The organism is Saccharopolyspora sp. NFXS83, assembly GCF_026241095.1.
Taxonomy (GTDB): domain Bacteria; phylum Actinomycetota; class Actinomycetes; order Mycobacteriales; family Pseudonocardiaceae; genus Saccharopolyspora_C.
Window position 1 is genome coordinate 127,317 of the sequence record NZ_JAPFGB010000003.1, and the last position, 24,778, is coordinate 152,094.

At 64.7% G+C, this 24,778-nt stretch carries 18 protein-coding genes and 1 pseudogene; 10 read left to right on the forward strand and 9 right to left on the reverse strand.

From position 1 onward, the window contains the following. The first annotated feature begins 18 nt into the window (after positions 1–18). The 5 genes from OOZ19_RS04380 to OOZ19_RS04400 all read left to right on the forward strand — a co-directional run bounded on the left by OOZ19_RS04380 (position 19) and on the right by OOZ19_RS04400 (position 8,587). Complete coding sequence (locus OOZ19_RS04380) at positions 19–2,058, forward strand: lantibiotic dehydratase family protein (RefSeq protein ID WP_266088859.1); 2,040 nt, start codon at positions 19–21, stop codon at positions 2,056–2,058. Next, a complete protein-coding gene (locus OOZ19_RS04385; RefSeq protein WP_266088488.1) occupies positions 2,055–3,134 on the forward strand; it encodes a lanthionine synthetase C family protein in 1,080 nt (359 codons plus the stop codon). Before OOZ19_RS04380 ends, OOZ19_RS04385 begins: the two co-directional genes overlap by 4 nt. 43 nt (positions 3,135–3,177) lie before the next feature. Then, the gene (gene fxlM, locus OOZ19_RS04390) at positions 3,178–5,229 is read left to right on the forward strand and encodes a methyltransferase, FxLD system (protein WP_266088490.1); all 2,052 of its coding nucleotides are present in this window, start codon (positions 3,178–3,180) and stop codon (positions 5,227–5,229) included. Positions 5,230–5,243: 14 nt separating this feature from the next. Further along, the gene (locus OOZ19_RS04395) at positions 5,244–6,347 is read left to right on the forward strand and encodes a hypothetical protein (protein WP_266088492.1); all 1,104 of its coding nucleotides are present in this window, start codon (positions 5,244–5,246) and stop codon (positions 6,345–6,347) included. A 353-nt stretch (positions 6,348–6,700) separates the two neighbouring features. After that, entirely contained in the window at positions 6,701–8,587 is a 1,887-nt protein-coding gene (locus tag OOZ19_RS04400) for an ABC transporter ATP-binding protein (RefSeq protein ID WP_266088495.1), read from the forward strand. Positions 8,588–8,642: 55 nt separating this feature from the next. Here the strand turns inward: OOZ19_RS04400 and OOZ19_RS04405 are convergent, their stop codons facing one another. The 4 genes and pseudogenes from OOZ19_RS04405 to OOZ19_RS04415 form a co-directional block, all read right to left on the reverse strand. Then, entirely contained in the window at positions 8,643–9,158 is a 516-nt protein-coding gene (locus OOZ19_RS04405; protein WP_266088497.1) for a P-loop NTPase family protein, read from the reverse strand. A gap of 26 nt (positions 9,159–9,184) precedes the next feature. Next, a complete protein-coding gene (locus tag OOZ19_RS04410) occupies positions 9,185–9,994 on the reverse strand; it encodes an SDR family oxidoreductase (RefSeq protein ID WP_323055102.1) in 810 nt (269 codons plus the stop codon). Continuing rightward, positions 9,977–10,129, reverse strand: a pseudogene (locus tag OOZ19_RS29995) (nucleoside hydrolase); the annotation flags it as partial. The gene OOZ19_RS04410 and the pseudogene OOZ19_RS29995, both read right to left, overlap by 18 nt. 279 nt (positions 10,130–10,408) lie before the next feature. Further along, positions 10,409–11,380, reverse strand: a complete 972-nt coding sequence (locus tag OOZ19_RS04415; RefSeq protein WP_266088499.1) for an HNH endonuclease signature motif containing protein — start codon at positions 11,378–11,380, stop codon at positions 10,409–10,411. 126 nt (positions 11,381–11,506) lie between these two features. Between OOZ19_RS04415 and OOZ19_RS30110 the strand changes: the two genes are divergently transcribed. From OOZ19_RS30110 to OOZ19_RS04430, 4 genes are all read left to right on the forward strand, one after another. Further along, on the forward strand, positions 11,507–11,740 hold the full coding sequence (locus OOZ19_RS30110; protein WP_416309397.1) for a GNAT family N-acetyltransferase: 234 nt from the start codon (positions 11,507–11,509) through the stop codon (positions 11,738–11,740). A 194-nt stretch (positions 11,741–11,934) separates the two neighbouring features. Next, entirely contained in the window at positions 11,935–12,258 is a 324-nt protein-coding gene (locus OOZ19_RS04420) for a hypothetical protein (RefSeq protein ID WP_266088501.1), read from the forward strand. Beyond that, entirely contained in the window at positions 12,258–13,391 is a 1,134-nt protein-coding gene (locus tag OOZ19_RS04425) for a putative T7SS-secreted protein (RefSeq protein ID WP_266088525.1), read from the forward strand. The genes OOZ19_RS04420 and OOZ19_RS04425 overlap by 1 nt, the downstream gene beginning before the upstream one ends. Next, positions 13,388–13,645 carry a hypothetical protein gene (locus OOZ19_RS04430; protein ID WP_266088527.1) on the forward strand — a complete coding sequence of 86 codons (258 nt, stop codon included), beginning with the start codon at positions 13,388–13,390 and terminating at the stop codon, positions 13,643–13,645. Before OOZ19_RS04425 ends, OOZ19_RS04430 begins: the two co-directional genes overlap by 4 nt. Positions 13,646–13,752: 107 nt before the next feature. Here OOZ19_RS04430 and OOZ19_RS04435 read toward each other — a convergent pair whose 3' ends face one another. Further along, a complete protein-coding gene (locus tag OOZ19_RS04435; RefSeq protein ID WP_266088529.1) occupies positions 13,753–16,782 on the reverse strand; it encodes an NB-ARC domain-containing protein in 3,030 nt (1,009 codons plus the stop codon). Positions 16,783–17,776: 994 nt separating this feature from the next. On the opposite strand from OOZ19_RS04435, the gene OOZ19_RS04440 reads away from it, so the two are divergent. After that, positions 17,777–18,850, forward strand: a complete 1,074-nt coding sequence (locus tag OOZ19_RS04440) for a hypothetical protein (RefSeq protein WP_266088531.1) — start codon at positions 17,777–17,779, stop codon at positions 18,848–18,850. A gap of 23 nt (positions 18,851–18,873) precedes the next feature. On the opposite strand, the gene OOZ19_RS04445 is transcribed toward OOZ19_RS04440, so the two are convergent. From OOZ19_RS04445 to OOZ19_RS04460, 4 genes are all read right to left on the reverse strand, one after another. Next, the gene (locus OOZ19_RS04445; RefSeq protein WP_266088533.1) at positions 18,874–21,864 is read right to left on the reverse strand and encodes an ATP-binding protein; all 2,991 of its coding nucleotides are present in this window, start codon (positions 21,862–21,864) and stop codon (positions 18,874–18,876) included. 157 nt (positions 21,865–22,021) lie between these two features. Beyond that, positions 22,022–23,083: a DUF2637 domain-containing protein gene (locus tag OOZ19_RS04450; protein ID WP_266088535.1), complete on the reverse strand. Its 1,062-nt coding sequence runs from the start codon at positions 23,081–23,083 to the stop codon at positions 22,022–22,024. Further along, positions 23,080–24,141 carry a tyrosine-type recombinase/integrase gene (locus tag OOZ19_RS04455; RefSeq protein ID WP_266088537.1) on the reverse strand — a complete coding sequence of 354 codons (1,062 nt, stop codon included), beginning with the start codon at positions 24,139–24,141 and terminating at the stop codon, positions 23,080–23,082. Before OOZ19_RS04455 ends, OOZ19_RS04450 begins: the two co-directional genes overlap by 4 nt. Continuing rightward, complete coding sequence (locus OOZ19_RS04460; RefSeq protein WP_266088539.1) at positions 24,138–24,602, reverse strand: hypothetical protein; 465 nt, start codon at positions 24,600–24,602, stop codon at positions 24,138–24,140. Before OOZ19_RS04460 ends, OOZ19_RS04455 begins: the two co-directional genes overlap by 4 nt. Between the last annotated feature and the right edge of the window lie 176 nt (positions 24,603–24,778).

Consider the following 24,778-nt stretch of genomic DNA (forward strand, 5'->3'; position numbering starts at 1 on the left):
TCAAGGAGTTGGTGAGTGATGACGCGGTCGCGAGCGCGGTCGTATCGGCGTGCGGGCGCTGCGCTGCTACGTGCCGCAACCCACGTCAAAGCGCCACCGTTGCCTGAGTGGCCGGGACCGGGCGGCACGGTCGCGCAGTGGCAGGCCTGGATGGCGCCGGTGTGGGCCGACGAGGAATTCCAGCATGCGGTGAGCAGCACGAGCCCGGATTTGGCGCATCGAGTGGAGGCGGTGTTGGCAGGCCAGTCGCCGGACGTGCGACGGGCTCGGCGGGCCGCTCTTGCACTCGCCCGCTTCGCCATCCGGTATGGACATCGGGCCACACCGTTCGGCCTGTTCGCAGGGGTTGCGCGCTTTGAGTTCGGTGAGTCCGCGCAGGTGCAGATCGGCGACGCCCACGAGATCGTCGCTCGATCCGCGCCGCACGCGGTGGCTGCTCGCATCGCTTCGTGTGAATCCGACGCTGCGCTGATGGCTACAGTCGAGGTGCGGGTCAACCCGTTTGCGCAGGTGCGAGCCGACCGTGTCTACGTTCCCGCCGAAGGTGCCTCGGAGTTCTCGCTGGCGGTGACTCCCGCTGTGGCGGTGGTACTGGATGTAGCTCAAGCTCCGATCAGCCATGAGGTGTTGCTGGGCAAGCTCGCCGCCGAATTCCCAGACACCGCGCCTGAACGGCGGTCCTCGCTGGTAGCCGAATTGCTGCGGGTGGGGCTACTGCGCTCGGCACTACGGGCTCCGGCCACCGTCGTTGACCCCGCCAGCGTTCTGCCCGCCGACGAGATCTCGCTCGGGAGTGAGCCTGCTGGGAAGGATGCGTGCGATGTTCGGCTGGACGCGGATGTGCGTCTGCCAGAGGCGGTGGGGGTTGAGGTGGAGACCGCGGCGACTGTGCTGGCGCGCCTTGCCCGGCATCCGCAGGGGACACCGGCTTGGTGTGACTACATTGAGCGCTTCGCCGACCGGTGGGGCGAGGGCGTCGAGATCAGCCTGGAGCACGTCATCGACCCTGACCGCGGGCTGGGGCTTCCTGCGGGTTTCGGATCAGTCGCTGAGCCTCCGAGGACGATGACGCGACGCGACCGACTGCTACTGGAACTTGCTGGATCCGCGTCGCTCGAAGGTCGCCGGGAGGTGCAGGTCACCGGCGCGATGCTCGAGGAACTCGAAGCCTCCGCAGGACCGCCGCCGACCACCTCGGCACCGCATTTCGAAGTGTGCGCACAGGTGCAGTCGCGCTCTCGGGACGCGTTGCAGCGAGGCGGTTTCCGGCTGCGCGTGCAGACGGTGTCGCGAGCGGCTGGGTCGATGACCGGCCGATTCTGGCACCTCCTGCCGGAGGCGGCTGGATACCCCGCCGATCTCCCGACTGTCACAGCTGGAGCCAAGGTCGCGCAGTTGTCGTTTCACTCGTGCCGAAGCGATGCCGATTTGCTCACCCGTGCGCCCCAGGTCCTGCCCGACGTCCTCAGCGTCGGCGAATTCCGCGGCGGCGGCGAGACGGTTCTGCGCCCGGCCGATCTTGTCGTCGGCCTTTCCGACGGGCACCTGTATCTCGCGGTCGCTGCAACCGGACAGCGCATCGATCCCGTGGCACCGACGGCGATCAACTTCGTGTGGAACAACTACACCCCACCGATCGCCCGGTTCCTCGCCGAGCTCAGCCGAGCCGCCACGCCACAGGTGACGTGGTTCGACTGGGGAGCGGCGTTCACACTGCCGTTCACCCCGGCCTTGCGGTACCGACGCAGCATCCTCACCCCTGCCCGGTGGCTGCTGCGCCCCAGCGCGCTACCCGAATCGAAAGCATCGACCGCTCAGTGGACGGATGCGCTGCACGCCTGGCGGAAGCGAGCCGGGGTAGGCGAGCGAGTGCTGCTGGCCGCTGACGATCAGCACCTCCCGCTCGATCTCAGCCGAGACATGGATCGGGACCTGTTGCGTACCCATCTACGGACTTCGCCGGTGGCTGTCCTGCACGACGCTCCGCCCGAGGACGCCGATGGCTGGATCGATGGCCGCGCACACAGCATCGTCGTGCCAGTGAGGTCGAACCGATGACCTCACCCCGGACTCAGGCGTTGTCCGAAGACGCCCTAGGAATGGCCCTGCTGCCGATCGAGCGTGGCGACCTCAAGCACGCGCGTCGATTGCTCCGGCAGGCGATCGACGGCGGGGTTAGCGTCGGTGCGAATGCGTCCCTGTTCCACGGCGCCCCCGCCCTGGAATTCGTGCTCGGCCGCGCCGGCCGGACCGAGCCAGGGGTTCATGAGGCGGTCGATCGACTCGTGGCCAGCCGCCTGGCCTCCGCCGTCCGACGGCGAGGAAGCCGACGTCAACCGAGTTTGGCGGAATTCGACCTCATCCGAGGCCTCACCGGACTCGGCGCACTGCTCCTCGCTCGCCCACAGCCCTCGCCACCTCTGACCGAGGTATTGGCGTATCTGGTGTCTCTGGCCCACCCGGTCCCCCCGGGCGAGTTCGCCGACGGCGCCGAGCTACCTGGGTGGTGGTCGCTCGAGACGCTCGGACACGATGCCGCCGTGCCCGGTGGCCACAGCAACCACGGCGTTGCACACGGCATCGCCGGGCCGCTGGCGCTGCTGGCCCTCGCCGTCCGGCACGGAGTCGCTCCTCCCGGCGGTGATGAGGCGATCAAGGTGTTCGCTGACTGGTTGCGCCGTTTCAGCGGTTACTACTGGATGACCCGTGACCAGCTCGCCGAGCCGAAATGCGCACCCGGCTCGGTACCGGCGCGGCCATCCTGGTGCTACGGGGCGCTCGGGATCGCCCGCAGCCTGCAGCTGGCCGCACTCGCCACCGGAGACGAGGCGGCATGCCATGCCGCGGAGGAGATCGCCGTGGCTGCCCTCGCCGACTCCGCAAGCACCAGCCTGGTGACCGACGCATCCCTGTGTCACGGATGGGCTGGGCTGCTGACGGTCACCCGCGCGCTCGCCGCCGACGCCACCCACCCGGCGCGCTTCGCCGTCCACCTCGAGTACCTCGAGGACCGGCTGGCAGATGAGCTGAACACCGTCGACAAGCCCGGCTTCCTCGAAGGCCGCACCGGCGCGCTCCTCGCGGTCGACGGCACGGACCGGACCGGCTGGACCCGAGCACTGCTGATCACCTAACCCACCGAACCCACATGAGCTGAACAGGAGCGAGGAAACGCCGATGACCTGGAATGACGAGGACCTGCCGACGACGAACGATCAGGAGTCGTGGTGGCAAGCGATCATCGCTTTCCCCGACCCCAGCGGGATCAGCCCTGAGGCCGCAACTGCCCTGGCCGCCGGGTTGGAAGGGCAGCGGTTCCACTTCCTGCGCAAGGAAGGCAAGCTCCGGCTCCGCGTCGAAAAGCCCACCGCCGATGTTCTCGACCGGCTTGTCGCCGACCAGCACGCGACCGGCTGGGCGCCCGGAATCTATGAGCCGGAGGTCGAGGCTTTCGGTGGCGCGGAAGGCATGGCGATCGCCCACGAGCTGTTCTGCGCCGACAGCCCGGCAGCGCTGGCTGCCACCGGCGATTCGCGCAACCGCGAACGCTGCATCCTGCTGCTGTCCACGCTCCACCGAGCCGCAAGACTGGATCCCTTCGAGATCGGTGATGTCTGGTCCCGCCTCGCCGCGCTTCGACCGTCGATCACTCCACCCGATGAGCAGGCACGGGCCCCGCAACTCGCTGCGATGCGGCGCCTGATGCACGCCGATGCCGCTCAACGCGAGACCACCGAAAACCACTGGTCCGAGCGCGTTACCGCCTTCACCGCTGCCGGGAGCGCGCTCGCCGAGCTCGCCTCTACCGGGCGATTGACCAGGGGCCTGCGCGCCGCGCTGGCTCACCACGCGATCTTCGCGTTCAACCGCGCGGGAACCCCACCTGCCGAGCAGGCCGCCGTCGCGTGGCTGGCCCAGCACACCACCTTCGACAGCGATGTCTCGACCACCGTGTCGCCCTCGGACACGGGCTCGCCGGCCCCTAACCTTCCGCGGATGAACAACATGATCACCACTGACCCCGCCGAACTCCGCGAGGAGTTCGTTTCCCGCCTGACCGCATCCGGACACCTGACGACCCAGGAGATCATCGACGCGTTCCGCACCGTCGAACGCCACACGTTCGTGCCCGATGCCGACCTGGCCTCCGCCTATGGGGAGGGCACCGTCGCCATCAAAGGCGCCCCGGACGATGGCGAAACGCTCTCCTGCATCTCCGCCCCGTCGATCGTGGCGACGCAACTCGAACAGCTCGCCCCACAGCCTGGCCACCGCGTCCTGGAGGCGGGGGCTGCGACCGGCTACAACGCCGCGCTGCTGGGCCGACTCGTCGGACCCAGCGGGCATGTGTGGACCGTGGACGTCGACGAAGACCTGGTCTCTGGTGCGGCCGCCAACCTGGCGTCCGCCGGTATTGAGAACGTGACGGCCTTGCTGGGCGATGGCGCAGCGGGATTGCCTGAGCAGGCGCCGTTTGACCGGCTTCAGTTCACCGTCGGTGCAGGCGACATCCCCACCCAGGTCCTGGATCAGCTTGCCCCTGGTGGCCGGCTGGTGATTCCCATGCGCATCCGTGGATCGATCTCGCGGTCGTTCGCTTTCGAACGCGAGGCCAACGGCCTGACGTGGAAGACGGTCTCCTGCGAGATGGCCACGTTCATTCCGCTACGCAAAGGCGTCGCCGACGACGTCCGCACCATCGTCCACCACGACGGGCCCGGCGACGTTTTCTTGGAGACCTACACCGAGCAGGAAGTTGATCGGGAAGCGATGCGCGGCATCCTCGATCAACCCTCGCACAAGATCTACACCGACATGAGGCTCCGCCAGGGCTTCTCCTGGGAATGGGTCTACCTGCACCTTGCCTGCACGCTGACCAACGGCTTGTCCCGCATGCCCGGACAGCGCCCAGGCTTCACACCGCATTTCGCATGGGGCTCCATGGCCGCGCTCGAGGGCGACAGCCTCGCCTACCTCACCATCCGCGAAGGCGATGACGAGGATGGCCGTTATTGGGAGCCCGGCGTCATCGGCCACGGACCCCGCGCCAACGAGCTCGCCGACCAGGTCGCCACCGAATTCGCCACCTGGGCACGCGAACGAGGCAACGACGCCCCCGAACCCGGTTTCCGGATGACCACAGCCGACCACCGCGACCTCCTCGAGGCCACGGATCCCCGGTTCGTCATCGACAAACCCCACAGCCGACTGGTCGTCGACTGGCGATGACCGTGGCCCCAGCCGTGAACCCCGCACTCGCCGAACAGATCCCCCTGGTGCGCCGCCTCAAACCACTCGGGCTACCCCTGGAAACGCGGATCGCGGAGCTCACCGCGCTGACCGACTGGCCCGCAGGCGCGGACCACCACCAGCAGGTGGCCCGCGCCAGCGGCGTCATCAACGTCGCCGCCCTCATCGCCTCCGACATCGGGCTTGCCGACCTCGCTGAAGACCTCTGCTGGCGTCTGCACACGATCTTCACCGAGCCGCCGGACCTCACCCCCGATGCTGCGGTGATGGCGCTGATGCCACTGACCAACATCGCACGCCTGCTCATCCGCGAAGGCCAGCCCACCGAGGCCTACGAACTGCTCCAACGTCTCTATTGTGCAGCCCGACAACGCGAGATGGCCACGATCCGCGGCCGGAACGTCGACCTCCCGACCTGGACCTGCACCGTTGAGCACCACCGCCGGGTTTGTGTGGATCTGTGGCGCACGCTGCTGATCGATGGCGCCCGCGCCCTGACGCGCGCCGGCTGCTGGACTCGCGCTGCTGAGACGATCGCCGCCCATCGTGGCATCGGAACCCGGCTACTCGACGGCCGCCAAATCAAGATCATGTCGCTGCTGGAACAAGACCTCCACCCGCAGGCGAGAGCCCTGATCGACTCCACCGTGCCCACCGAAACCTGGGAAACAGCAGTCGGAAACCTCCTGCGACTGTCCTGCACACAGGCCAGGCCATCAGTCCCTCACGGCGAACTCGAATCCGCAGTGGACACGACACTTGCACTGATGAACGACAGAGAGCCCAGCACCGCAGCGTTCCGAGTCCGCCTGGGTCTGACCGCGCTGGGCCTGACCGGTGACCGCTCCACCGTGACAATCACGCAGTTGCGAGGGGCGGTCGTCGCCGCTGCGCTCACTGACGCCTACGCCGCACGCGATGTGCTACGGAACCAGGCATTGTGCGCCCACCTCACCACAGACCAGGAACACGAACTCACCGCCGTGCTCGCCAGCTCAGGGCTCGGCCGACGAGCCCTGACCGGAGATCAAGCCCACGACTTGACCGCCGCGGTCCATCGTGCGGAAGAGCATTTGCGGACGCTGCTCACGCAGTGATGTCTCAGACGCGGTTGTTCGGTATGCGACAGCACGTCGATTGTCGGTGTCGTCCGGCACTGTTGAACGCAGGCGTCGATCACGACGCGCGGGTGCACGAGAAATCGCGCGTTGATCGCCGCGCTTCCGTCAAGACAGCCGTGGGGGACGTTCGGCCGCTTGGAGGTGGAGCGATGCGGGTTGTTGGGGCGATCGGATGTGCCTGACTGACATTCCTTCGAGTTCCGTTGCCGAGAACTGTCCGGAGAAGGTGTTACATGCTGGGGAGCAGGAACGGACATCGACGCGCATCTGGGTCGCCGGAGGGCGCGCTGATCGGCGTTGAGGACTTGGAACCGCCTCGGTGGGCGGATGTGGATCAGAAGGTCGCGGGCGCGGGTTTGTGGGAGACGGTCCGCGAGCTGCCGATGGCGGCCAGACTGGTGGTGGGGCTGTCGTTTCGGGCGTCGCCCGGCAGGACCGTGCTGGCGGGTGTGGTCCAGTTGGCTTCGGGCTGTGCATCGGCGCTCGGACTGTTCGCCACGGCCGGGGTATTGACGCAGCTGTTGACTGCGGGGCCTACGCCGGAGCGGGTGGTGGCGTCGCTGCCCGCGATCGCCGCTGTCGTGGGCGCTTTCGCCTTACGCGGTTTGCTGGACAGCGCGGTGTCGGCGGTGCAAGGGGTGTTGATGCCTTTGGTGCGCCGCGCGGCCCAGGATCGGCTCAACTCGGCGGTCGCTGAGGTGGAGTTGTTGGCGTGGGAGGATTCCGACTTCCAGGAACTGGCCCGGCAAGGCGGCTATCAAGGTGTTCAGGCCGTGGAGTCGAGCGTGCGCAGCATCGCCTCGATCTCCTCGGCACTGGTGTCGCTGGCTGCGGCGATGATCACGGCCGCACTGCTCAATCCCTGGTTGCTACCGGCGCTTCTAGTGCCCACGGCAGCCGAGGCGTGGGCGTCGATGCGCGCGGCAAAGCAGGGATATGTGAACTTCCTGAGCCTGGTGACCCGCCGGTTACGGCTGCACGTCGTGGAGAACCTGCTCGTCGCGCGCGATGTGGGCACGGAACGCACCGCGTTGAACCTGCAGGAACCGCTGCTGACCGAACACCGCCGTATCGCTGATCAGGTGACTGAAGAGGCGATCCGCGCCGAACACCGGCAGACCTGGACGCGGTTGATCGGACGCACTCTGGCCGGCACTGGCACCGGTCTGGCCTACGGCGTGCTCGGCGTCCTTCTCTTCACCGGTGCGATGCCGCTGGCCATCGCCGGAGCCGCGGTCATCGCGATGCGGGCTGCGGCGAGTTCGCTGTCGACCACGATGGTGTCGGTCAACCGCCTCTACGAGCACTCGTTCTACCTGCGGTTCTACACCCAGCTGCTCGCCGAGTCACGGCGACGCCGAAGGCCCGCGAGTGGTGTGGCCGCTCCTTGCAACCCGGAGACCATTCGGCTGGAGAACGTGTCGTTCACCTATCCCGACGCCGACGAACCGGCGCTGGTCGAGATCGACCTGACCTTCCACCGTGGCGAGGTCGTGGCGCTGGTCGGGGAGAACGGATCCGGCAAGACCACGCTCGGAAAACTCATCACGGGCCTGTATCCACCGACCCAGGGACGAGTGCTGTGGAACGAGGTCGATCTGGCCACCGCGGATCTCCACGGCGTGTACGAGCAGGTCGCTCTGATCGACCAGGATCCCGCGCGGTGGCCCATGACCGCCGACACCAATATCCGCATCGGAAACCTCGCGGCCCCGCAGCCCTACGGCGGCACCTGGGAGACCGCGTTGCGCGAGTCGGGCGCCGATGAAGTCCTCGCCAAGCTCCCGAAAGGGCCCGGCACGGTCCTGTCACGGCAGTTCCGGGGAGGCCATGAGCTCTCCGGCGGCTCGTGGCAACGGCTCAGCGTGGGCCGCGGGATCTTCCGCGATCACGCCGCGGTGCTGATCGCCGACGAACCCACCGCCGCGCTCGACGCCAAGGCCGAAGCCCGCGTTTTCGCCGGCCTGCAACGCGCGACCCAGGGATCCCGTGACGACGCCCATCGCACCACGGTCCTCGTCACGCACAGACTGGCCAACATCCGCCACGCCCACCGCATCGTCGTCATGGATGCAGGCCGCGTCGCCGAGACCGGCACCCACGAGGAACTGATGGAAGCCAACGGCCTGTACCGAGAACTGTTCACCATCCAGGCCCGCGCCTACGCAATCGAACCCGGTTGCCGCACATGCCGCACCGCGCCAAGCCGACAATGACCAGGGCGCTTCCGTGTCTAGCGGTGCGGCAGCGAGCTGTGGGCAGATGCCCTGGTCAGGAGGATTCCGAACCGCTGGGTATCGCCGCGAGGAAGCGGCGGACCTCACGGCGGGTGCGCAACCGGATCAGTTCGCCCACGGCGTGTTCGGCGATCAAGCGCTCGACCCGGGGGCGCATCGTGCGCCGGTAGCGAAGGATGTACCTGACGAAACCCAAGGTGATGCGGCCGCGCCGGTGACGGGAATGCACGTCGTCACCGCGGTGCTGGTACCGGCGTTGCATGATCCCCCACAGGCAGACCAGCGGGTGAATATCGAGGAAGATCACTGCCTCAGCTTTGCCGAGCCGGATCGGCATCGTCGAAGCGTAGTTGCCATCGATGATCCACTCGTCGTCGGCGACGAGCTCGCGCTGCCGCTGGGCGAACGACTCAGGGGCGAGAGCATTCCAGTGCTCATCCCAGTACTCCATGTCCAGGAGGACGATGGGCAGGCCAAGCCGTTGCCCGAGCTGGCTGGCCACCTCGGATTTCCCGCTGCCCCCGCACCCGCAGACCATGATCGTGCGCATAGTTCCCCCAAGCGCTGAGCATGCGACTACCAACGGCGGAAGCCGCCCTCGCTGTTGAGGACTTGGCCCACAACCCATTCCCCGTCGTCGGAGGCAAGCCAGGCGATTAGACGAGCTGGATCATCCGGCGTGCCGAAGCGCCCGCGGGGAAACCGCTGGCGCAGCGATTCCAACGTGTCCTCATCGATGCCCATGCCGGGATCAAGGAACCCCGTGTTCACCGGCCCTGGGTTCACGGTGTTGAGAATGATGCCTTGATCAGCGAGCTCATCGGCAACGGTCAACGTCATGCCTGCCAAGGCGGCCTTAGCCGCGCCGTAAGCCACTTCACCAGCCATGGGTGCGTCCTGTTGCCCCGAGGTCATCCACACCACCCGCCCACCAGGACGAGCCGGATCGTGTTGCGCGGCGAAGGCCTTGGTTAGCAGCAGCACCGAACGCGCGTCAGTGGCCCAATGCTCATCCAACTGTTCCAGGGTGATGTTGGCCAGAGTGTCATCTCCGCCGGAACGTGCGTGGTTACACACCAGAATGTCCAGCGGCCCAGCAGCGGCCACCGCCTGCTGCACCAGGTTCTCCGGCGCGCCGGGCTCCGTCAGGTCACCCGGGACATCAACCAAGCCCGCCCCCTCACGTAGGTGCGGACGGATCGATTCCAGAACCTGATCGAGATCATCGGGACCCCACGGCTGAGTCGTGTCATGGGCCCGGTGATGGTGCACCACCACGCTGGCGCCCATCGAAGCCAGCCGCCGGACCACCGCCGCCCCGATACCAGGAACCCGACTCGCCCCCGAAACCAGCGCCGTACGCCGCTCCAACGGCAGCATTGTCATCAAGTTCCCTTCAGCCGCCGCACCCAATCCGGCGGCGAAGACCATCGCAGCGGCTTTCGGAACAGCCCAAACGTTGAACTCCGCCGAAGCCGTAACCTTCCCGCCGGCCTGCCCGCCACCCATGATCACGAGCGCCTCGACACGGGACCGGCCCCGGGTTCAGGGCCTACGCAGCGGCGATGTTGCTCATTGGCCCGAGGCGGCACATGGCACTCACCAGGCGTCACTGCCGACGATGTACGCCACCGCAAAGCCGTGATCGGTGAAGCGTCAACTCAACTCTGGGAAGCCGGGCAACGACTCATCGACAAGGGCGAAGCCCGTGGTTAGGCTCGGCCCGCTGCCGAGAAGCCGTCCGTGTGACGTACCCGCAAGATCTGGGGCAGAAGCGATGCCGGGGTCCCGCAAACATCCTCATGGCCCCTGGGTGAGCCAGACGGTAGCCCAGACGAGTAGCACGCACAGGACGACGCCGAGTCCGAGGCCGGTGAGGAAGACGTGCTTGGTGTCGAAGCTCGATTCCACGGGTGCTGGTGCTGGCCGTTGCGGCTCACGGTTCTGCTGGTGGGCGCCGCTCTGCTCCAGGGTGGCCGTGACCTGGCGAGCCACAGCGTGCGAGAGCTCGCGCGTGTCGGGGCCCGTGTCGAACTGGGCTTTGTCGATCGTCTCAGCAGCACCGCTGGCCTCGCCCGCGGCGATGATGAACGCTCGCAGATCGAAATCCTGCAGCATTGAAGCACCCGCATTGAACTGGCCCGCGTCATCGCTGAAGGTGCCGAGTCGGCCCACAGCTCCGTTGAGAGTGTGAACCGTCTCGGCGAAGTTTCCCGAGGCCAGCCGCTCAGAGGCAGTGTTGAGCATCGCCGCGACTTCGTAATCGCGGCGCTTGTCGGTGAACTGCTCATAGAGCACCGTGAGGACCTTGGCAGTGGCCGAATCGACCTTCGTGCCAAGCTCATCAATCCCCGACATGATCACCTCAGTGCCCTGCGACGTGGCCAGCTTGATCATGTCCTGGATGTCGGTGTAGCTGTAGCGGTCGATCCCGTTGAACTTCTCCCGCAGCTCGTGCTCAGCCTCTTCTTTCCACTCCAGTAGCATCTCTTCGGTGTACTTGCGGGCGACTGGGCTCTTGTCCACGAGGTGATGATGCGTGTCGCACAGCAACACGAGGTTCAAGTAGTTGTCCCGGACCGCCGCGTCCATCGGACGCCACCGCGGCATCGACGGAGAAATCGGCACGATGTGCGCGGCCTGCACGTTCTTCCCTGCCCTCTTGTCTACAGAGAGCTTGACCGTCGGAATCCGACATTCCGGGAACGCACACCGCGTGGACACAGCAAACAAAAACGCCTCGGCAGCAGCATTCGGACGCCGCTCACGCATAACAGGGCCACCCACCCTCATCCCAGATCGATCCGATCACGGCGCGTGACCGTAGCGCGCCCCACCGACACTGGAGCTCAGATCGCTGGCCGCACCGCTCGCAGGCAGGTCTGGATTGTTGGAGCGGTGATCGCGTTCCGTAGCCAGGACCGTCCGGGAGGCCTGTACCTCCCAGACGTGACCACCGACCCGGATCTCCGTCGGCGGGGCGTTTCCGCAGCCCTGCTGCGGGCGGTGCAGGAGGCTAGTAGCGAGTTCGGGTGTCGGCGCCTCTACCTGACGTCGGAGCCCGAGAACATCGCAGCACACCGCACGTGGACACGTCTGGGTACGTTAACGTCCCGGGCGATCGCATCGTGAACGGTGTTGAGGTCATCTCCGATTACAAGGGTCCAGGCAAGCACCGGGCTGTCTACGAACTGCAGCTGAAGGATTAGACGCTGGTTGAGCTGCTGACTCCGACAAATGAGCGAACTTAGTTTGTCGAGAACAGGACGTCTGCTGACTCGTTTAAGGTCGCGCTTGCGTCGGACGTAGAGGGGTGAGGGGGCCGTGTGTCGGAGGGGTTTCGTGTCGATCTGCATGCCTTGGAGGAAGCGTCCAAGGGGGTCAGCGACACTGTTCAGGCTGCGCGGAAGGACAGAGTCGCCGACCTGGACACGGGTGTGGAGTTCGGCCACGACCGCCTTGCCGGGACGGTGACCGACTTTTGTGATCGTTGGGACCTGGGTGTGGCTCACCTCGTGACCGACGGCAGCGAAGTCGCGGGTCAACTGGCGCACTGCGTGCAGGTGTATCGGGAGACCGACGAAGCAGCCCGAGCGCAGTTGGAAGGGCTGATCGAGCGCTCCTCTGGCGATGACCCGGCGGCTGACTGATGGCGGCTGAACTCGGCCGCACCCGTGATCCGAAAATGCTGATCCCCGGCGATCTTGATGGAATCCTCGGCACAGCATCGTCGATGGCCTCCTACATTGAGGTCCTGCATGAGGCGGGAGAAGGTCTCAAGCGCATCGACACCACTGAAGGGTGGAGGGGCGAGGCGGCCGAGCAGTTCCGTTCGGCCTTCGACGGTGAACCCGGCAGGTGGTTAGAAGCCGGCGATTGCTTCCACGACGCGGCCACAGCACTGGAGCGCTACGCAGAAGCCCTCACCTGGTCACAGGGCCAAGCGGCTGAGGCGATCCGACTGTGGGACGAGGGCGAGGCTGCCACCAAGAGCGCGAAGGCCGAGCACGAACAAGCCCCGGACGACACCCCGCCGCAGCCGTTCCACGATCCGGGTGAAGAGAAGCGCCGCGCGGCCACGGCGTTGCTGCAGCACGCGCGCACTGAGCTCAGGAATGCGGGTGACGTTGCTGCCGACGCGGTTGGCCGGGCACGGGACCAGGCTCCTGAACAGCCGAACTTCGTGGAACAAGCGGGAGCCGCGAGCGGCGACGCGGCCGGCACGGTCGTCAATGGCCTGGCCTCACTGGGCAACGCCGCGATCCACCATCCTGAAATGGTCCTGGGATTGGCCGGCGGTGCTGCGCTGACCGCGGTCAGCGCAGCAGGCGAAACCGCAGGCGTTGTGCTGGATGCGACCGGTGCGGGCGCGGTCGCCGGGGTTCCACTCAACGCGGTCTCTACGGCAGGGATCGCTACCGGCGTCGGTATGATGGGCGTGGCCATGGCCGGGCTCGCTTCGGAAGCCGCTGGCGACGACGAAGTCCAACCCGTGGACACCGATGGCGCCGAGGCTGCACCCGCGGAAGAGGCGCCGGCCAAACCCCCGGAAGAGATCACCGGGATGACCAAGCACGGTGAAGAGCGGGCGATGGGGCGTGACGGTCACGGGGTCTCGGATCAGGCCATGAAGGACGCGGTGGAGAATCCGGTGAAGTCGGTGAAGGAACAAGCCGGTGGGAAGTACAAGTACACCGGTGAGGACGCCACCGTGATCCTCGGCTCCGATGGCCAGGTGATCACGACGTGGGCGCGCAACTCGAACGGATGGAGGCATCCATGAGCAACGTCATCGACAGCTTGCCGCCCGAGCTCCAGGACGTGTTCACCGCAGTCCTCGACGAGCACGACAGCGACCTGCTGAACTCCCTACGGGCCAGCAGCGAGCCCAGCCAGGACGAACGCGAGGCCGTGGAAGACATTCTCTCCGACGCCTTCAGCGAGCACATCGATGACGACGGCGAACCGACCGAGCGCGGACGCCTCATCGACGACGCGCTGGGGAAGTTCCTGCTCCACTGGCCTATCGACGATTAACCGTCGGTGTACACACGGTGCTGGCCACAGAATGCCCTGGTTAGGGAAGCAGCACGCAAGGACGTTTCTCCGTAGTTGCGTCAGTGCTTGCTGAAACGGCGACTCGCTTACTTTGCTTGTTGGACTGCACTTTCTAGCTCGCCTCGCAGGCTGTGCCACATCCGTAGGCGTTGGTCGTCGTGGATCTGCAGCTCGGTTGTGCTCTCGTGGAGGAGTCGCCGTGCGTTGGTGTGATCACCGCGGAGCAGCGCTTCCGCGGCGTCAAGTACGTGGAAGGCCTGAAGGTCGATTGAGTACGTTGCGGGGTGTTGTTCCCGCAGTGTTCGAGCCAGATTGGTGAGCCTTGGTAGCAGGGCAGTAGCGAAAGGAACAGGTTCGGGGATGAGGGTCGAAGCAGCAGCGCAGTAAGGGCCCGTCAGGTGGAGGAATTCGACAGCCGTGACTGGGTACAAGGGTCCCTGGCTCGCATGTTCATCAAGCAGCTCCGTAGCCGCGCGAAAGGCCATCTCCCACTCGCCGAGGAACATGTACGACGCCGATAGCAGCACGAAAAACTGCTGTGCGTGGAGAGGTTCTTGCGGCTCACTGAGTGCCTCGATGCATAGCTGGACCGTGATGCGCAAGTCGTTGTCTGAGTGGAAGTTGGCGTGTGCTTGCTGTAGGAGCCTCGCTGTGCGACCGACTCCCGACTCCGGGAGATGCCGGAGTAGTTCGGTGAACTCCCCGATCAGCTCGCTGGTCCGCCCGTCGAGGACATCGTCTATGGCCAGTTGACGGAGAATGCTGACTGCTTGCTGTGCGTACTGAGCAGCGAGGTCAGGTTTTTGGTCGGCAGCGGCGGGTATCTCAGCAGCCGCGACCGCGAGGTGGTCGACGACCATTCGTGATTGGGGTTTGGTCTCGTGTGGCGTGCCCAGGAGGAGGGCCTGGGCGAGTTCACACCGCACGTACACGCGACGTATCGCAACTTGGTGAAGCGGCCACTCGTTGAGCGCGGAGAGTGCCGTCCGTAGATACTCTACGGCGGTCTCGTAGTCGCCAAGCTCGACCAGGGCGTGGGCGGTGGCCTCCCAGAGCAAGATCATGTGCTTGTCGTGGTCGTTGCGTTCCAGCGCATGGTCAGCGGTAGTTCGGGCGTGGTCGATCAGTACTCCTGCATGCATGGTCTTGCCCGCGTCGACCGCCCCTTGAACCCAGTTCTGTAGGTGGTGGGCAATACCGGCGAACATGGCTTCGTCTTGATCGGGGCTTTGATAGCGGAACCGGTCGCGTAGGACGTGCTGCACGATCTCGTTCATGTGCACCGTGAGATCTCCGCCGGGAAACTGCTCGGCGTTGAACCACCCGAGGTCTTTGTCGCGCCGAGCAAGGGATTGACGGGTTAACGCCCGTAGGACCTCCTCGGGTGTGGTGTGAGGCTCGACCTTCCACCGGCGAGGTCCAGGTGCCCCGAGGTTGTCCAAATCGGTGGAGTGGACGTAGGCCACGCCGATCAAGAGCTGCAATGGCATTTGGTGAGGGGAGAGATACGCCGCGCTCTGCAGTATTCGCTCCCCAAACGCGGCTGAGACGTCGGCGGGATCTTGCTCGCAATATTTCGACATGCGGTCGAGTGCGATATTGATCGCACCAACGAGGTTTCCGTTGTAGCCGTGTGGGCTCCGTGCAGAGTCGGCCAGGGAACGCTGTTGAACCTCGGTGGTGTAGCGATCAATACCGCTGATCCCAAGGCCCGTGCTGTTGAGATACGCGGCAGCGAGCTCGAGTGCGAGCGGCCAGTCCTGCATGAATGCCGCGAGATCAGCAAGGCTAGATTCGGTGCTGCTGTGATCGGAGTCCGATAGGAGACGTCGGCGAAGCAGCTCGATCGACTGCGCACGATCCATCGAAGGCACTTCCACGTCGCTGGTCGCGGGGCCGTGCCAGCAGCCTCGCTCCGTGGTCGTGACGAGAACGCGACCCCAGCCGCGCCGCGGAACCCAGGACTGGACGAGCTCAGTGCTTACCGCATTATCGAGCACAAGCAGCCACGGCCCAGGGCACGTGCTGAGCAAGCTGTGTACGCGCTCACGCACGTCACCTTGGTCAGCGAGGGCCGGCGGTTGCTGTCGGCACGTACCCAACCATCTGCGAATCTCGTCTTCGACTAGCGCAAAGGAGCGATGCAGACTGGTGGTGTCGCTGGCCGATACCCAGAACACGCGATCAAACTCGTAGGCGCGATCAGCGGCCCAGGCCGCAGCAAGTGATGTCTTGCCGACCCCGGACAAGCCATGCAGCACGCAACAGGGCACTCCGCTGTCGTTTCCGGTCGTCGCGAGAGAACGGCTGATTATTCCGAGGAGATCTGCACGGTCTACATCAGGCACGACCGGAGCAAGGCCGGCGTGGACATCCCAATCGCGCTCGCCGACTGCCTCAGTGACCACGCGTTCATCTGCGCCCAACACCTCACGAAGTTCGTCCAGCGATAGCACTACGTTCTCAGGATGGGCGGCTCGATCAGCCAGGAGGTCCAGCAGGTTTCGAAACACCAGGCCGGTAGACCGTGCCCCCGCCCCTGCGCGGTATTGCGTTCGTAGCGAGCGGACGCGGAGTCGCAACTTTTCCTGATACGAGTCGATGGTTTCCGTAGAGATCACGATTCGAGCCCGCGTCAGCACGGATAGATGCGTAGCATCAGCCATCTCGAGCTGAGATCGCATGTCCGAATCACTAGCGTGCAAGTCGATGAGTGAGGCGCGAAGGTCTTCAGCGTCGCGATGATCTTGTTCCAAGGTGCTCGCGAGCTCACGGACCAAGCGTCCGGGGCGCCGGTTAGTCACGAAGTGGTAGTCAGGAGCCGCTGCCTGCTTGGTGGCGTTCCAGAGTTCCCGCCACACCATGGCGAACGAGTATGTCGACGAAGGGGCACCGCTCTTGACCTGGACGTCAAGCTCTGGCCGTCCATGGGAGAGCAACGAGAAATCCAGTTCGTTGAGTACCTTTCCTGTTGCCTCGTCACATCGGCTCTCCACTGCGACCGCGGTGACATGCTCCTGCCCGGACTCAATGGCCTGCAATGCGTAGTCGAGCGCGCACAGGTTCTGGTACCGCAGTCCTCGTGCGTTTGCGCTACCCCCTCCGATAACACCCACTAGACAGTCCCTTCTTGGCTTCATCTTCACGACGGCGGATGTCGATAAGGAATGAATCAACGTGGTCGAGGAATTTCGTCAGCGACCAAGTGGCTTTCTACCACGCGGCCATGACAGTAAAGGACGCTTGCAGGTGAGCTCTGGGCAGCTTGCCGCCGGAGCTCCAGAACATGTTCATCGCAGATCAAGATCGGTCCGTGGCCAGGTGACGACCCGAGGCTCAAGACGGATGACGCCGGTTTCCTCTGCTCAGAGCAACCATCTTGACGCCGTCGAGCTACTTCCGTGACCCCGTCACGCAGCTTGTCCCATGACTGGGTCGGCCGAAGCGCTGCTCGCACATCGGTTACCGCGCGCACCGAAGTCGGGATTCCTGGCCATGGAGGCGAGCTGAAGTCGATCCAGTACAACCGAAGGCAGCAAGCAAGAACCTCGCAGGTCAACGCTGAACGCTCAACCGTGGGCGGGCTCATGCCCAAATCATGAAGCACGGCCGGGGTCACGTCATCGGGAGTGCCAGGAACCCACCACACCTGGTCACTGCCCGGCTCGATCAAGCGTGACATCCCGACCGGAGCGCGTCGCCCGGTATCTATGCGTTCCAGTCCGCGCGCACGACTCCGTGCCCAGATCAGCGCCTCCGAGCACACCTCATCCATCCGGCATCTCCGTTCCAGGCGCACGACATCGACTGAACCAACCGTCTGTCACCCACGAGGGCACAACGCCCGGGTCAACGTCGAGACGCGGCCCCATGACACTTGTGCCCCGACAGTCAGCGGCTGCACGGTCCGGCGCAACGCGCCCCGAGTTTCACCCCTCGGGAGCTCACCGCCGAAGGCGCCCACTCCCCCGGCTGTAACTCCGCGGCACAACGCTGCTCGTAGAGCACCGGTTTGTCGGGGGACTGTGAGATAACCGAAGCGTGGAAGATCGGCCAGCCCACCGCGGCACGAAGCGGCATGCACGCCTGCGACACAACCCGCGCGGACCGTTGCTGTGGGTAGGTGACGACGAGGACTGGGAGACCGCACGTCAGAAAGACCAAGTACTGGTGTGCCCGGAGACTGCATGCGACATCGAGCTGGCCGCCGTCCATGCCCCCAGCAACCGCTATAACCCTCGGTTCTTCCGGTTCAAGTCGGCTTCGCGCATCTGCGGCCACTGGCCTGCCGGCAACCGCGGCGGCCCGGAAACCCCGCAGCACGACTGGGTGAAAGCGCGCCTTGCCCGCATCGCTCGACACCAGGGTTACCAAGCCACCGCTGAGCACTGGCACACCCGCGCCGACGTGTACGTCCATGAGCCAGCTTTCTGCCTGGAAGTACAACTGCGCCCGACCCAGTTCGCCGACCGCACAGCCAGCCGCCATCACAAGGGGACCGAAGTGTGCTGGTTCATCCGTGACGGCTTGGACTCCAAGAAGAGCCGCCAAGCGCTGTTTCACGGAAGAGGCGTGCGATTCCGAGTTGTCGATCGCGAGACGCATCGACCGATTGAACCCTGGAACGAACCCGGAAATTACGATCTTGACCGCCGCGCCGTCATCGAGGTGTGGGGCACGGTCGCTCGCCTGCCGCGCCGTGGGCGGGAACCTGATCCCACGGCGACCGGACCAGGTGTCTCCTGGTTCACCACGGGCACATTGAGCGGCTATCAGTTCCTCACAGAGGTGCTGTCCGGCCAACGCCGCTGGCACCCGGCCGGGCGCATCGGTAACAAGACCGGCCTGTGGGTGCTGGACACCGACGTCGCTGCCTACAACGAGTTCCGCAAGCGGCAACAGCAACACCGCGAACAACTAGCCCGAAAGGCCGAAGAGGCTGGCGGCCCTCAGCTATCCGGGGAACCGCAGACCGAGCCAGCCGAGCCGACGCCGCACATGCCAGTGTCTGCCATCCAGCGCCATGAGACGACACGGGAGATAGCCGAGCTCGAAGCGGACACAGGCCCAATCAACAAGATTGGTAACTTGCCGCGGGCCGCCGTTCCTGTGTATTCATCTGCTTCTAGGCCCCGGCCCCGGCCTCGGCGACGGCGTTGGTGGCAGTTCTGGCTACTATGGTGACGCGTATCTGTCCGTGTTGACGGTTAAAGAAAACCGACATGTTGCAGGGGTGCTCGCATGTCGGTGACTGTGATCGTGTCTGGGTGATCGAGGGCGAGATATTCGATTTCCTGTGTGTTCGCGTTCCATTGATCGAGGATGAAGAGGGCCAGTTGACCGCAGGTTGGGCAGTGCTGGGTAAGTAGGAATGGGCGCAGGAGTCGGTAGCGTCCGTAGGAGTCGGCGATGTAAGGGCTACCGGTTTCCAGAATCTGTGTTGTGTGCTCGTCAGTGGGGGAGACGATGTTGTGGTCGCCCATGAGTTCGCGGTAGGTGATTTGCGAGGTGTTGATGAAGCTGTCCCAGTGGCAGGCGTCGATATGGCGGAGAGGGTAGTCGACGAGCCATTCGACGCCGCTGAGAATGGTTTTCAGGTGCCTTCGGGAATTTCGAACGGCGTCGTTGATTTCGTGGGCTGCTGGTCCTCGGCCGTGGGATTTATAGTTGCGTCGTTCGTACAATTCGCGGACCGCGCTCGCCATGTCGGCGTCGGTAAAGCAGCGGAACCGCGTCAGTGGCGAGTCACTGGGAATGTCCTGCTCAGTGGCAGCTGTGGCGACCTCGCGGAGGATGTTTAGCCAGATTCCGAAGGTCATCTGGGCCATGTTCCCCTGGCGGACACGGCGACGTAGGGCATGGACGCGGTGGAGGGAAATTTGCGCTTCGCGGGCAAAGACAAGGCCGAGGACCGCGCAGTACGCGATAGCGGCCTCGGCGCACTCCAGAACCAGTTTGTAACCAGCCTCATCGGGGCGTGCGGCCTGTACCTCGCGCCAGCGTCGTGCGATCGGGTACGGCAGTGTGGCCCGTAGCCGCGAACCGACCTCGTTGACTGCACTAGCTGCTTCGCGTCGCTGCCGGGTGAGTCGGCCCGACTCGATCATATGGGCGCGTGCAGTTGTGGGGTCGGGCCACTGGAAGAAGCTGTGGACAGCGTCGTCGGCGTCGCGTTTCCAGGTTCCGAAACTTTCGGCTGCGCTGGTCAGTTCGGTAATGGCGTTGAGTGTCGCACTATCTGGCTTTGGGATGCGCTGGCGTTTCAGGATTTCTGGGGGGATAATTGCGAGGTTGTCTCTGCAGGTGATCCCGCCGAGCAGGTAATTGCTGCAGATATACCGCAGATAGAAGAATTCTTCGCTTGGGGACAACGGCTTGAGGGGGCGAAGAACAAGTAAGGAATCTGACGGTGTTCTTTGTTGTTCTTCCGATGAAATGATGATGATAGGCACCCGGTCGCCTGACCAAATTCGAGCGATTACGAAGTCGCCGGGCTGCAGCAAATCTTGCTTGCGAACGCGCTCCGGTGCGGAGGTGCGAGGGAAGGCGTAAGTGTTGGACGCTTGGATGTGGAGGTCGTACGCCGTCAGCGCATACGCCGTGCACTCATCCTGGCTGTCGCTTCCGATGGGCAGGGTTTGCCGAGTGCGCTCGTGGACGCTGAATACTTCCTCGAACGGGATACCGTCCATCGCGCCGGTCATATTCGCGTCCTGTGGGCCGTCATCCGAAGCAGGGGCCAGGCTGACCGGTGTCCTGGCATGTACTCGCCGCTCGGTTGACAGTGGATCTCTGTCGGAGCGAACAAGCAGGATTGGTGAAAATTGCGGGAAAAGATCAGACATGAACTGTGCAGTAGTGGCTATGAGCTGCAGGTCTAGCGCTGACACTACCTTGCTAAGAACGTGCCAGGTGGACGGGGTGAACTGTGCGAGTTGCCCATCGACGATGATGATGCCACGCCGCTGCCCGGTTTTTTCATCTTTCGCTTGTGCTAGATTCGCTGCGAGAAATCCGGTGACGACGTATGAGAGCAACTGAGTCAGGTCATCATCACCAGGGGAGAGCCCGCTTCGCCGTGACAGCGGGAGATGGCGAGCCGAAGCGGATGCGGAAGGGGATCGGTTGGGGGCGCAGACGTCGATTGCGATGTCTGCAGCCTCGAATACTCCCTGGAGTAACAGCTGGGAGGCGCCGTGCGTGGTGTGGATGTCTGTCGCTCTATCGAGTAGAGCAGCTAGTCGTTCGGTGCGTTGGTCCTCGTTGTGGTATTCGCAGGAAATCTGAAAGAGCTCCTTGCCTCCGAGTCCATAAGGAAGACCGTCAGGCAGGCGAGAGAGCCGCTGAGCCTCCTTTAAGGAGGCCAGTATACCTTCAATCATGTAGCCGAGGAGGTTGACCACCGATTGCTTCGTGGTGAGTGGGACGCCGTTCGTGGCCTCGGGCTCAAGAAGTGTGTACTGCAACTTCGCGTAGCGGTCCAGGGTGTCGGCTAGATGCGTTAAGCGCTCATCGGGGATGGTTTCGTGAAGCACGAAACCAATGAACTCTTTTTCGGTCAAATAGGGCAGCTTTCGGTTGCCAAGGGCGTGATCACCCATCCATTGGAACCAACGCGCGTTGAACCCGTGACTGTGTAGATGCTCCCGCCAGTCCTTGCGTGAACGTACCCAGGTCAGGTCTGCGTCGTCGAGAGACTGAAGCGTTGCGCCTAGCCGTGCACGCAACGACGAGACGTCTTCAGACGGCTCGCCATGGTCGAACGGCATAGATTCAAGGCCAAGCGCCCGACGTGGCTGAAACGAGTACCATGCCTCCATTAGGCCCTCAGTGCCTGACGAGTCCACCTGAGCACACACGATCCATCCAGTGATCAGTCGTGCACCGGTCTGTGGGTGCCGCCATTCCAGTACGATGTGACCCGTGCCCTGCTCAGCGCCAGCTCGCGCGACACGAGCGGCCGGCTGCTGTGACTGCCCGAGAACCGTCAGAATGAGCCACAGCAGCGTCGATTTTCCCGCACCGTTCTCGCCGGCGATCACCGTTGAAAGGGCTGGCCTCGCCTCCTGATCGCTACTCGCCGCATGACCAGGGACGCGCGTCTCGGACCACGTTTCCCGGAGATCGACAATTACATCGTCAAAACGAGCCTCGACAGGCCCAACTGACCGCAGACGTACCCGCATCAAGTCGTACACGTGTCATATTGTGTCACCCCTGCGTCACAGAAAGTGAAAGTGTCACGTTGATCGTGGCCAAGAGGCTTCCACTGACCAGTGACGCCGGACCTACGTTCGGCGTTGCATGCCTAGTCGCGGCAGACATAGCGGTACGCCGTCACTCTGTGCGCTGGTGTTAGCCGACCGCTCTTTCCGGGTCGGTGGTGTCGCAGACCGTAGCGCGGTCGTGGTCTTTGAGGACGCGGGCCAGTGTGCGGGCGCGGTCGGAGCCTATCTTCAGGTGGCGGCGCAAGGTGTCGGCGGACGCGGTCCGCCCGTGTCTATGCCAGTGTTGCCGGTTGACTGCGAAAGCTCGCTGTAGCAACGGATCCACCACGCGAGTATCTACCGGCCGGTCTTGTCCGGGCTCGGTGCTCTGTTCATTGGTGATGGCAGCGGACTCCGCATCGGCCAGGTCCGTGAAAGGAGATCGGTCTGTTGCGGCCAGTGAGCTGACGTCCTCCTGCAATGGCCTTGTGCTGTCGTCTCTGGGCGGCTTGTGTTCGGTGTGGCTCACCAGTTTGTGCATGAGCGTGGTGATCTCTTGCCGGTTCATGCCGGTGTCGAGCAGCCATGCCCATTCTGCGGGGACTTTCTTTCTCCACTGTGGTCCGTGGTGAGATCGTAGAATCGTTCTGGCATGCCGGATGCGGATTTCGTCGTTGAGTGCGTCGTGGTAGTTGGTGATGTGCCAGAGCACCATGCGTCGCCACAGCCAGAAGGTTCGCCAGGGTTCGAGGAACCAGCGCGCGAGCGGGATGCGGTCGCGCAGGGTGCCGGTGCGGGCGCCGATGCGGCGCAGCAGCACGGTGCGTGCGGCTTCGATCATGGCCAACAGCATCAGCGGTGCCGCCGTGTGCAGGCCGACGGCGACGGGATCCGGCCATCCTGCGGTTGCGTTGGCGGCGACGGTCCCGAGGCTCAGTAGCCGGACGAGTTGGCGCAGCCATCCGATAGGGCAGGTGATCCAGGTCAGCACGAGATCGACGAGAACGACGCCGAGCAGGCCTCCGTCGAGTCCGAGTGGAACGAGCTCCGGCAAGGGAAGGTGTCTGTCAGCCGCGACCGCAGCGAGCGTCCGATACGAGCCTGCTGCCCCGTAGGCGGCCAGTGCCACCCCGGCGACCAGGGAGCCCCCGCATGCCGCGATCTGTCCTCGGGACAACTTTGGTGCTGCTGGGCGGAAGGGATCCGTCATCGTGCACCTCCGTGCCGTGGACTGCGGGCGAGGGGGTGGGGTTCGCCGGTGAGTGCCGCGAGGGCGGCGGCGACTTCATCGAGGTTGGCTCGGACGTAGGTCGTGGTCGTGCCGGTATCCCCGCCGCTGTCGGCGTGGCCTGCGTAGGCTCGTGCGACGGCGTAGCCGAAGTGGCGTTCGACCCAGGTCAGGGTGGTGTGGCGCAGCCAGTGGGTGCTGATCTGCTGGGTGGCGACCCATGGCAGGTGGGTTCCGATCCTTTTCCAGAGGTGGTCGTAGCGTCGGGATGTGATCGGTTTGCCGGAGCGGTAGCGCAGCAACCGTCCGCCTTCGAGTGCGGCACCTCGTTGCTCGGCGTGTGCTTGCAGGTGGCGCATCAATGTGGGCGAGACGGGCTGCCAGCGGACCGTGTCGCCCTTTTCGTGCAGCGCGATCAAGCACTGTTGCGTGTCGAGATCTTGCGGGCGTAGCGCGAGGACGCCGCCGCGGCGGCAGGCGGTTTCGGTGTGCAGTCGCAGCAGCAGTGTGTCCAGTGCGGGATCGTTTCCGGTGGTGGCGGCCACCTGGTTGATCTCTTCCAGGCCGGTGTCGGGCAGGCCGCGGCGGGTGCTGGGCAGCCGGCGCGGTTTCGGGACTCGGCGGGCCGGGTTGTCTGATTCGGCGATCAGATCGTCGGCGACGGCGTGGTTGTAGAGGCAGCGCATCGCGGCGATGAGGTGTTCGGCCGCGCTGCGGCCTCCTCGGGCGTTGCGGCGAGCGACCACGTGTTCCCGGATGTGCTCGGCGAGCTGCTTGATCTCCAATGGCGTGGGTTCGTCAAGCCGCCGATCGCCCCACTGCTGTGCGATGCGCTTCCAATACGACGAATACACCCGGCGGGTGCCGTGAGATACCGCGGCTGAGACCTGCGGGATGTAGTCGGCGAAGGTCGGCGCCACCGAACGGTTCTGCTGGCCGGTGCTGAGCAGGTCCGCGGGTGCAACGCCCATTCTTTCCAGCACAAGACGCGCGGCTTCGAGTTCCGCGGCACCCGGGCGTTGTTCCGAACCGGTGGTCATGACAACTCACCCCCGGGCGCGGAAGAGTGGAAGGCGGTGACCATGGAATCGAGGGCGCTCATGGTGTAGATCACGAGCATGCCGTGCTGTGGTGCCGCTGCCAGCAGGACTCGGTCGGCTGTCTGCAGGTGGCACCACCGGCGTGCGGTGACCGGCAGCGGGATGTGGTGTCGGCGGGCGAGGCTGAACATCCCGGCCGGGTCGGGGAGCACCGCGATCGCGGACTCCGAGATCAGGCCGAACTGCAGCCGCTGCCCCGCGACCCAGCCCAACGCATCGATCACCGATCGCTCGGCGATCCGGCCTCGCTGGTCGAGAGAAGCGATCCGATACAGGGTGCGCGTCTCGCCAGGTCGTTCAGTCAGGTCCGGCACCGGCAAGCTGCGAGCAGGCTTGGTCCCGGACACAGCGCCATCGGACGAGGGCCGAGGGATCACTGCGGGAATGAACGTCTCAGCCACGGCCATCACCCCGGTCCATGCAGCGGGGTCCAGACAGCACGATAGGGCGACGGACGCACTGCGTCACATCGCCCTGTCGGCTGATAACTTGCTTCTGTTCGAGTGGGAGGGATCCCACCCACTGGTGTCCGAGGGGCGAGTTGCGCACTAACCACACGGATCCGGTTGGACATGTG

Bases quoted from the DNA above. Each gene is read 5' to 3' on its own strand.
- OOZ19_RS04380 (WP_266088859.1), top strand. From the start codon at position 19: ATGACGCGGTCGCGAGCGCGGTCGTATCGGCGTGCGGGCGCTGCGCTG.
- OOZ19_RS04385 (WP_266088488.1), top strand. From the start codon at position 2,055: ATGACCTCACCCCGGACTCAGGCGTTGTCCGAAGACGCCCTAGGAATG.
- fxlM (WP_266088490.1), top strand. From the start codon at position 3,178: ATGACCTGGAATGACGAGGACCTGCCGACGACGAACGATCAGGAGTCG.
- OOZ19_RS04405 (WP_266088497.1), bottom strand. From the start codon at position 9,158: ATGCGCACGATCATGGTCTGCGGGTGCGGGGGCAGCGGGAAATCCGAG.
- OOZ19_RS04410 (WP_323055102.1), bottom strand. From the start codon at position 9,994: ATGACAATGCTGCCGTTGGAGCGGCGTACGGCGCTGGTTTCGGGGGCG.
- OOZ19_RS04415 (WP_266088499.1), bottom strand. From the start codon at position 11,380: ATGCGTGAGCGGCGTCCGAATGCTGCTGCCGAGGCGTTTTTGTTTGCT.
- OOZ19_RS04425 (WP_266088525.1), top strand. From the start codon at position 12,258: ATGGCGGCTGAACTCGGCCGCACCCGTGATCCGAAAATGCTGATCCCC.
- OOZ19_RS04430 (WP_266088527.1), top strand. From the start codon at position 13,388: ATGAGCAACGTCATCGACAGCTTGCCGCCCGAGCTCCAGGACGTGTTC.
- OOZ19_RS04450 (WP_266088535.1), bottom strand. From the start codon at position 23,083: ATGACGGATCCCTTCCGCCCAGCAGCACCAAAGTTGTCCCGAGGACAG.
- OOZ19_RS04455 (WP_266088537.1), bottom strand. From the start codon at position 24,141: ATGACCACCGGTTCGGAACAACGCCCGGGTGCCGCGGAACTCGAAGCC.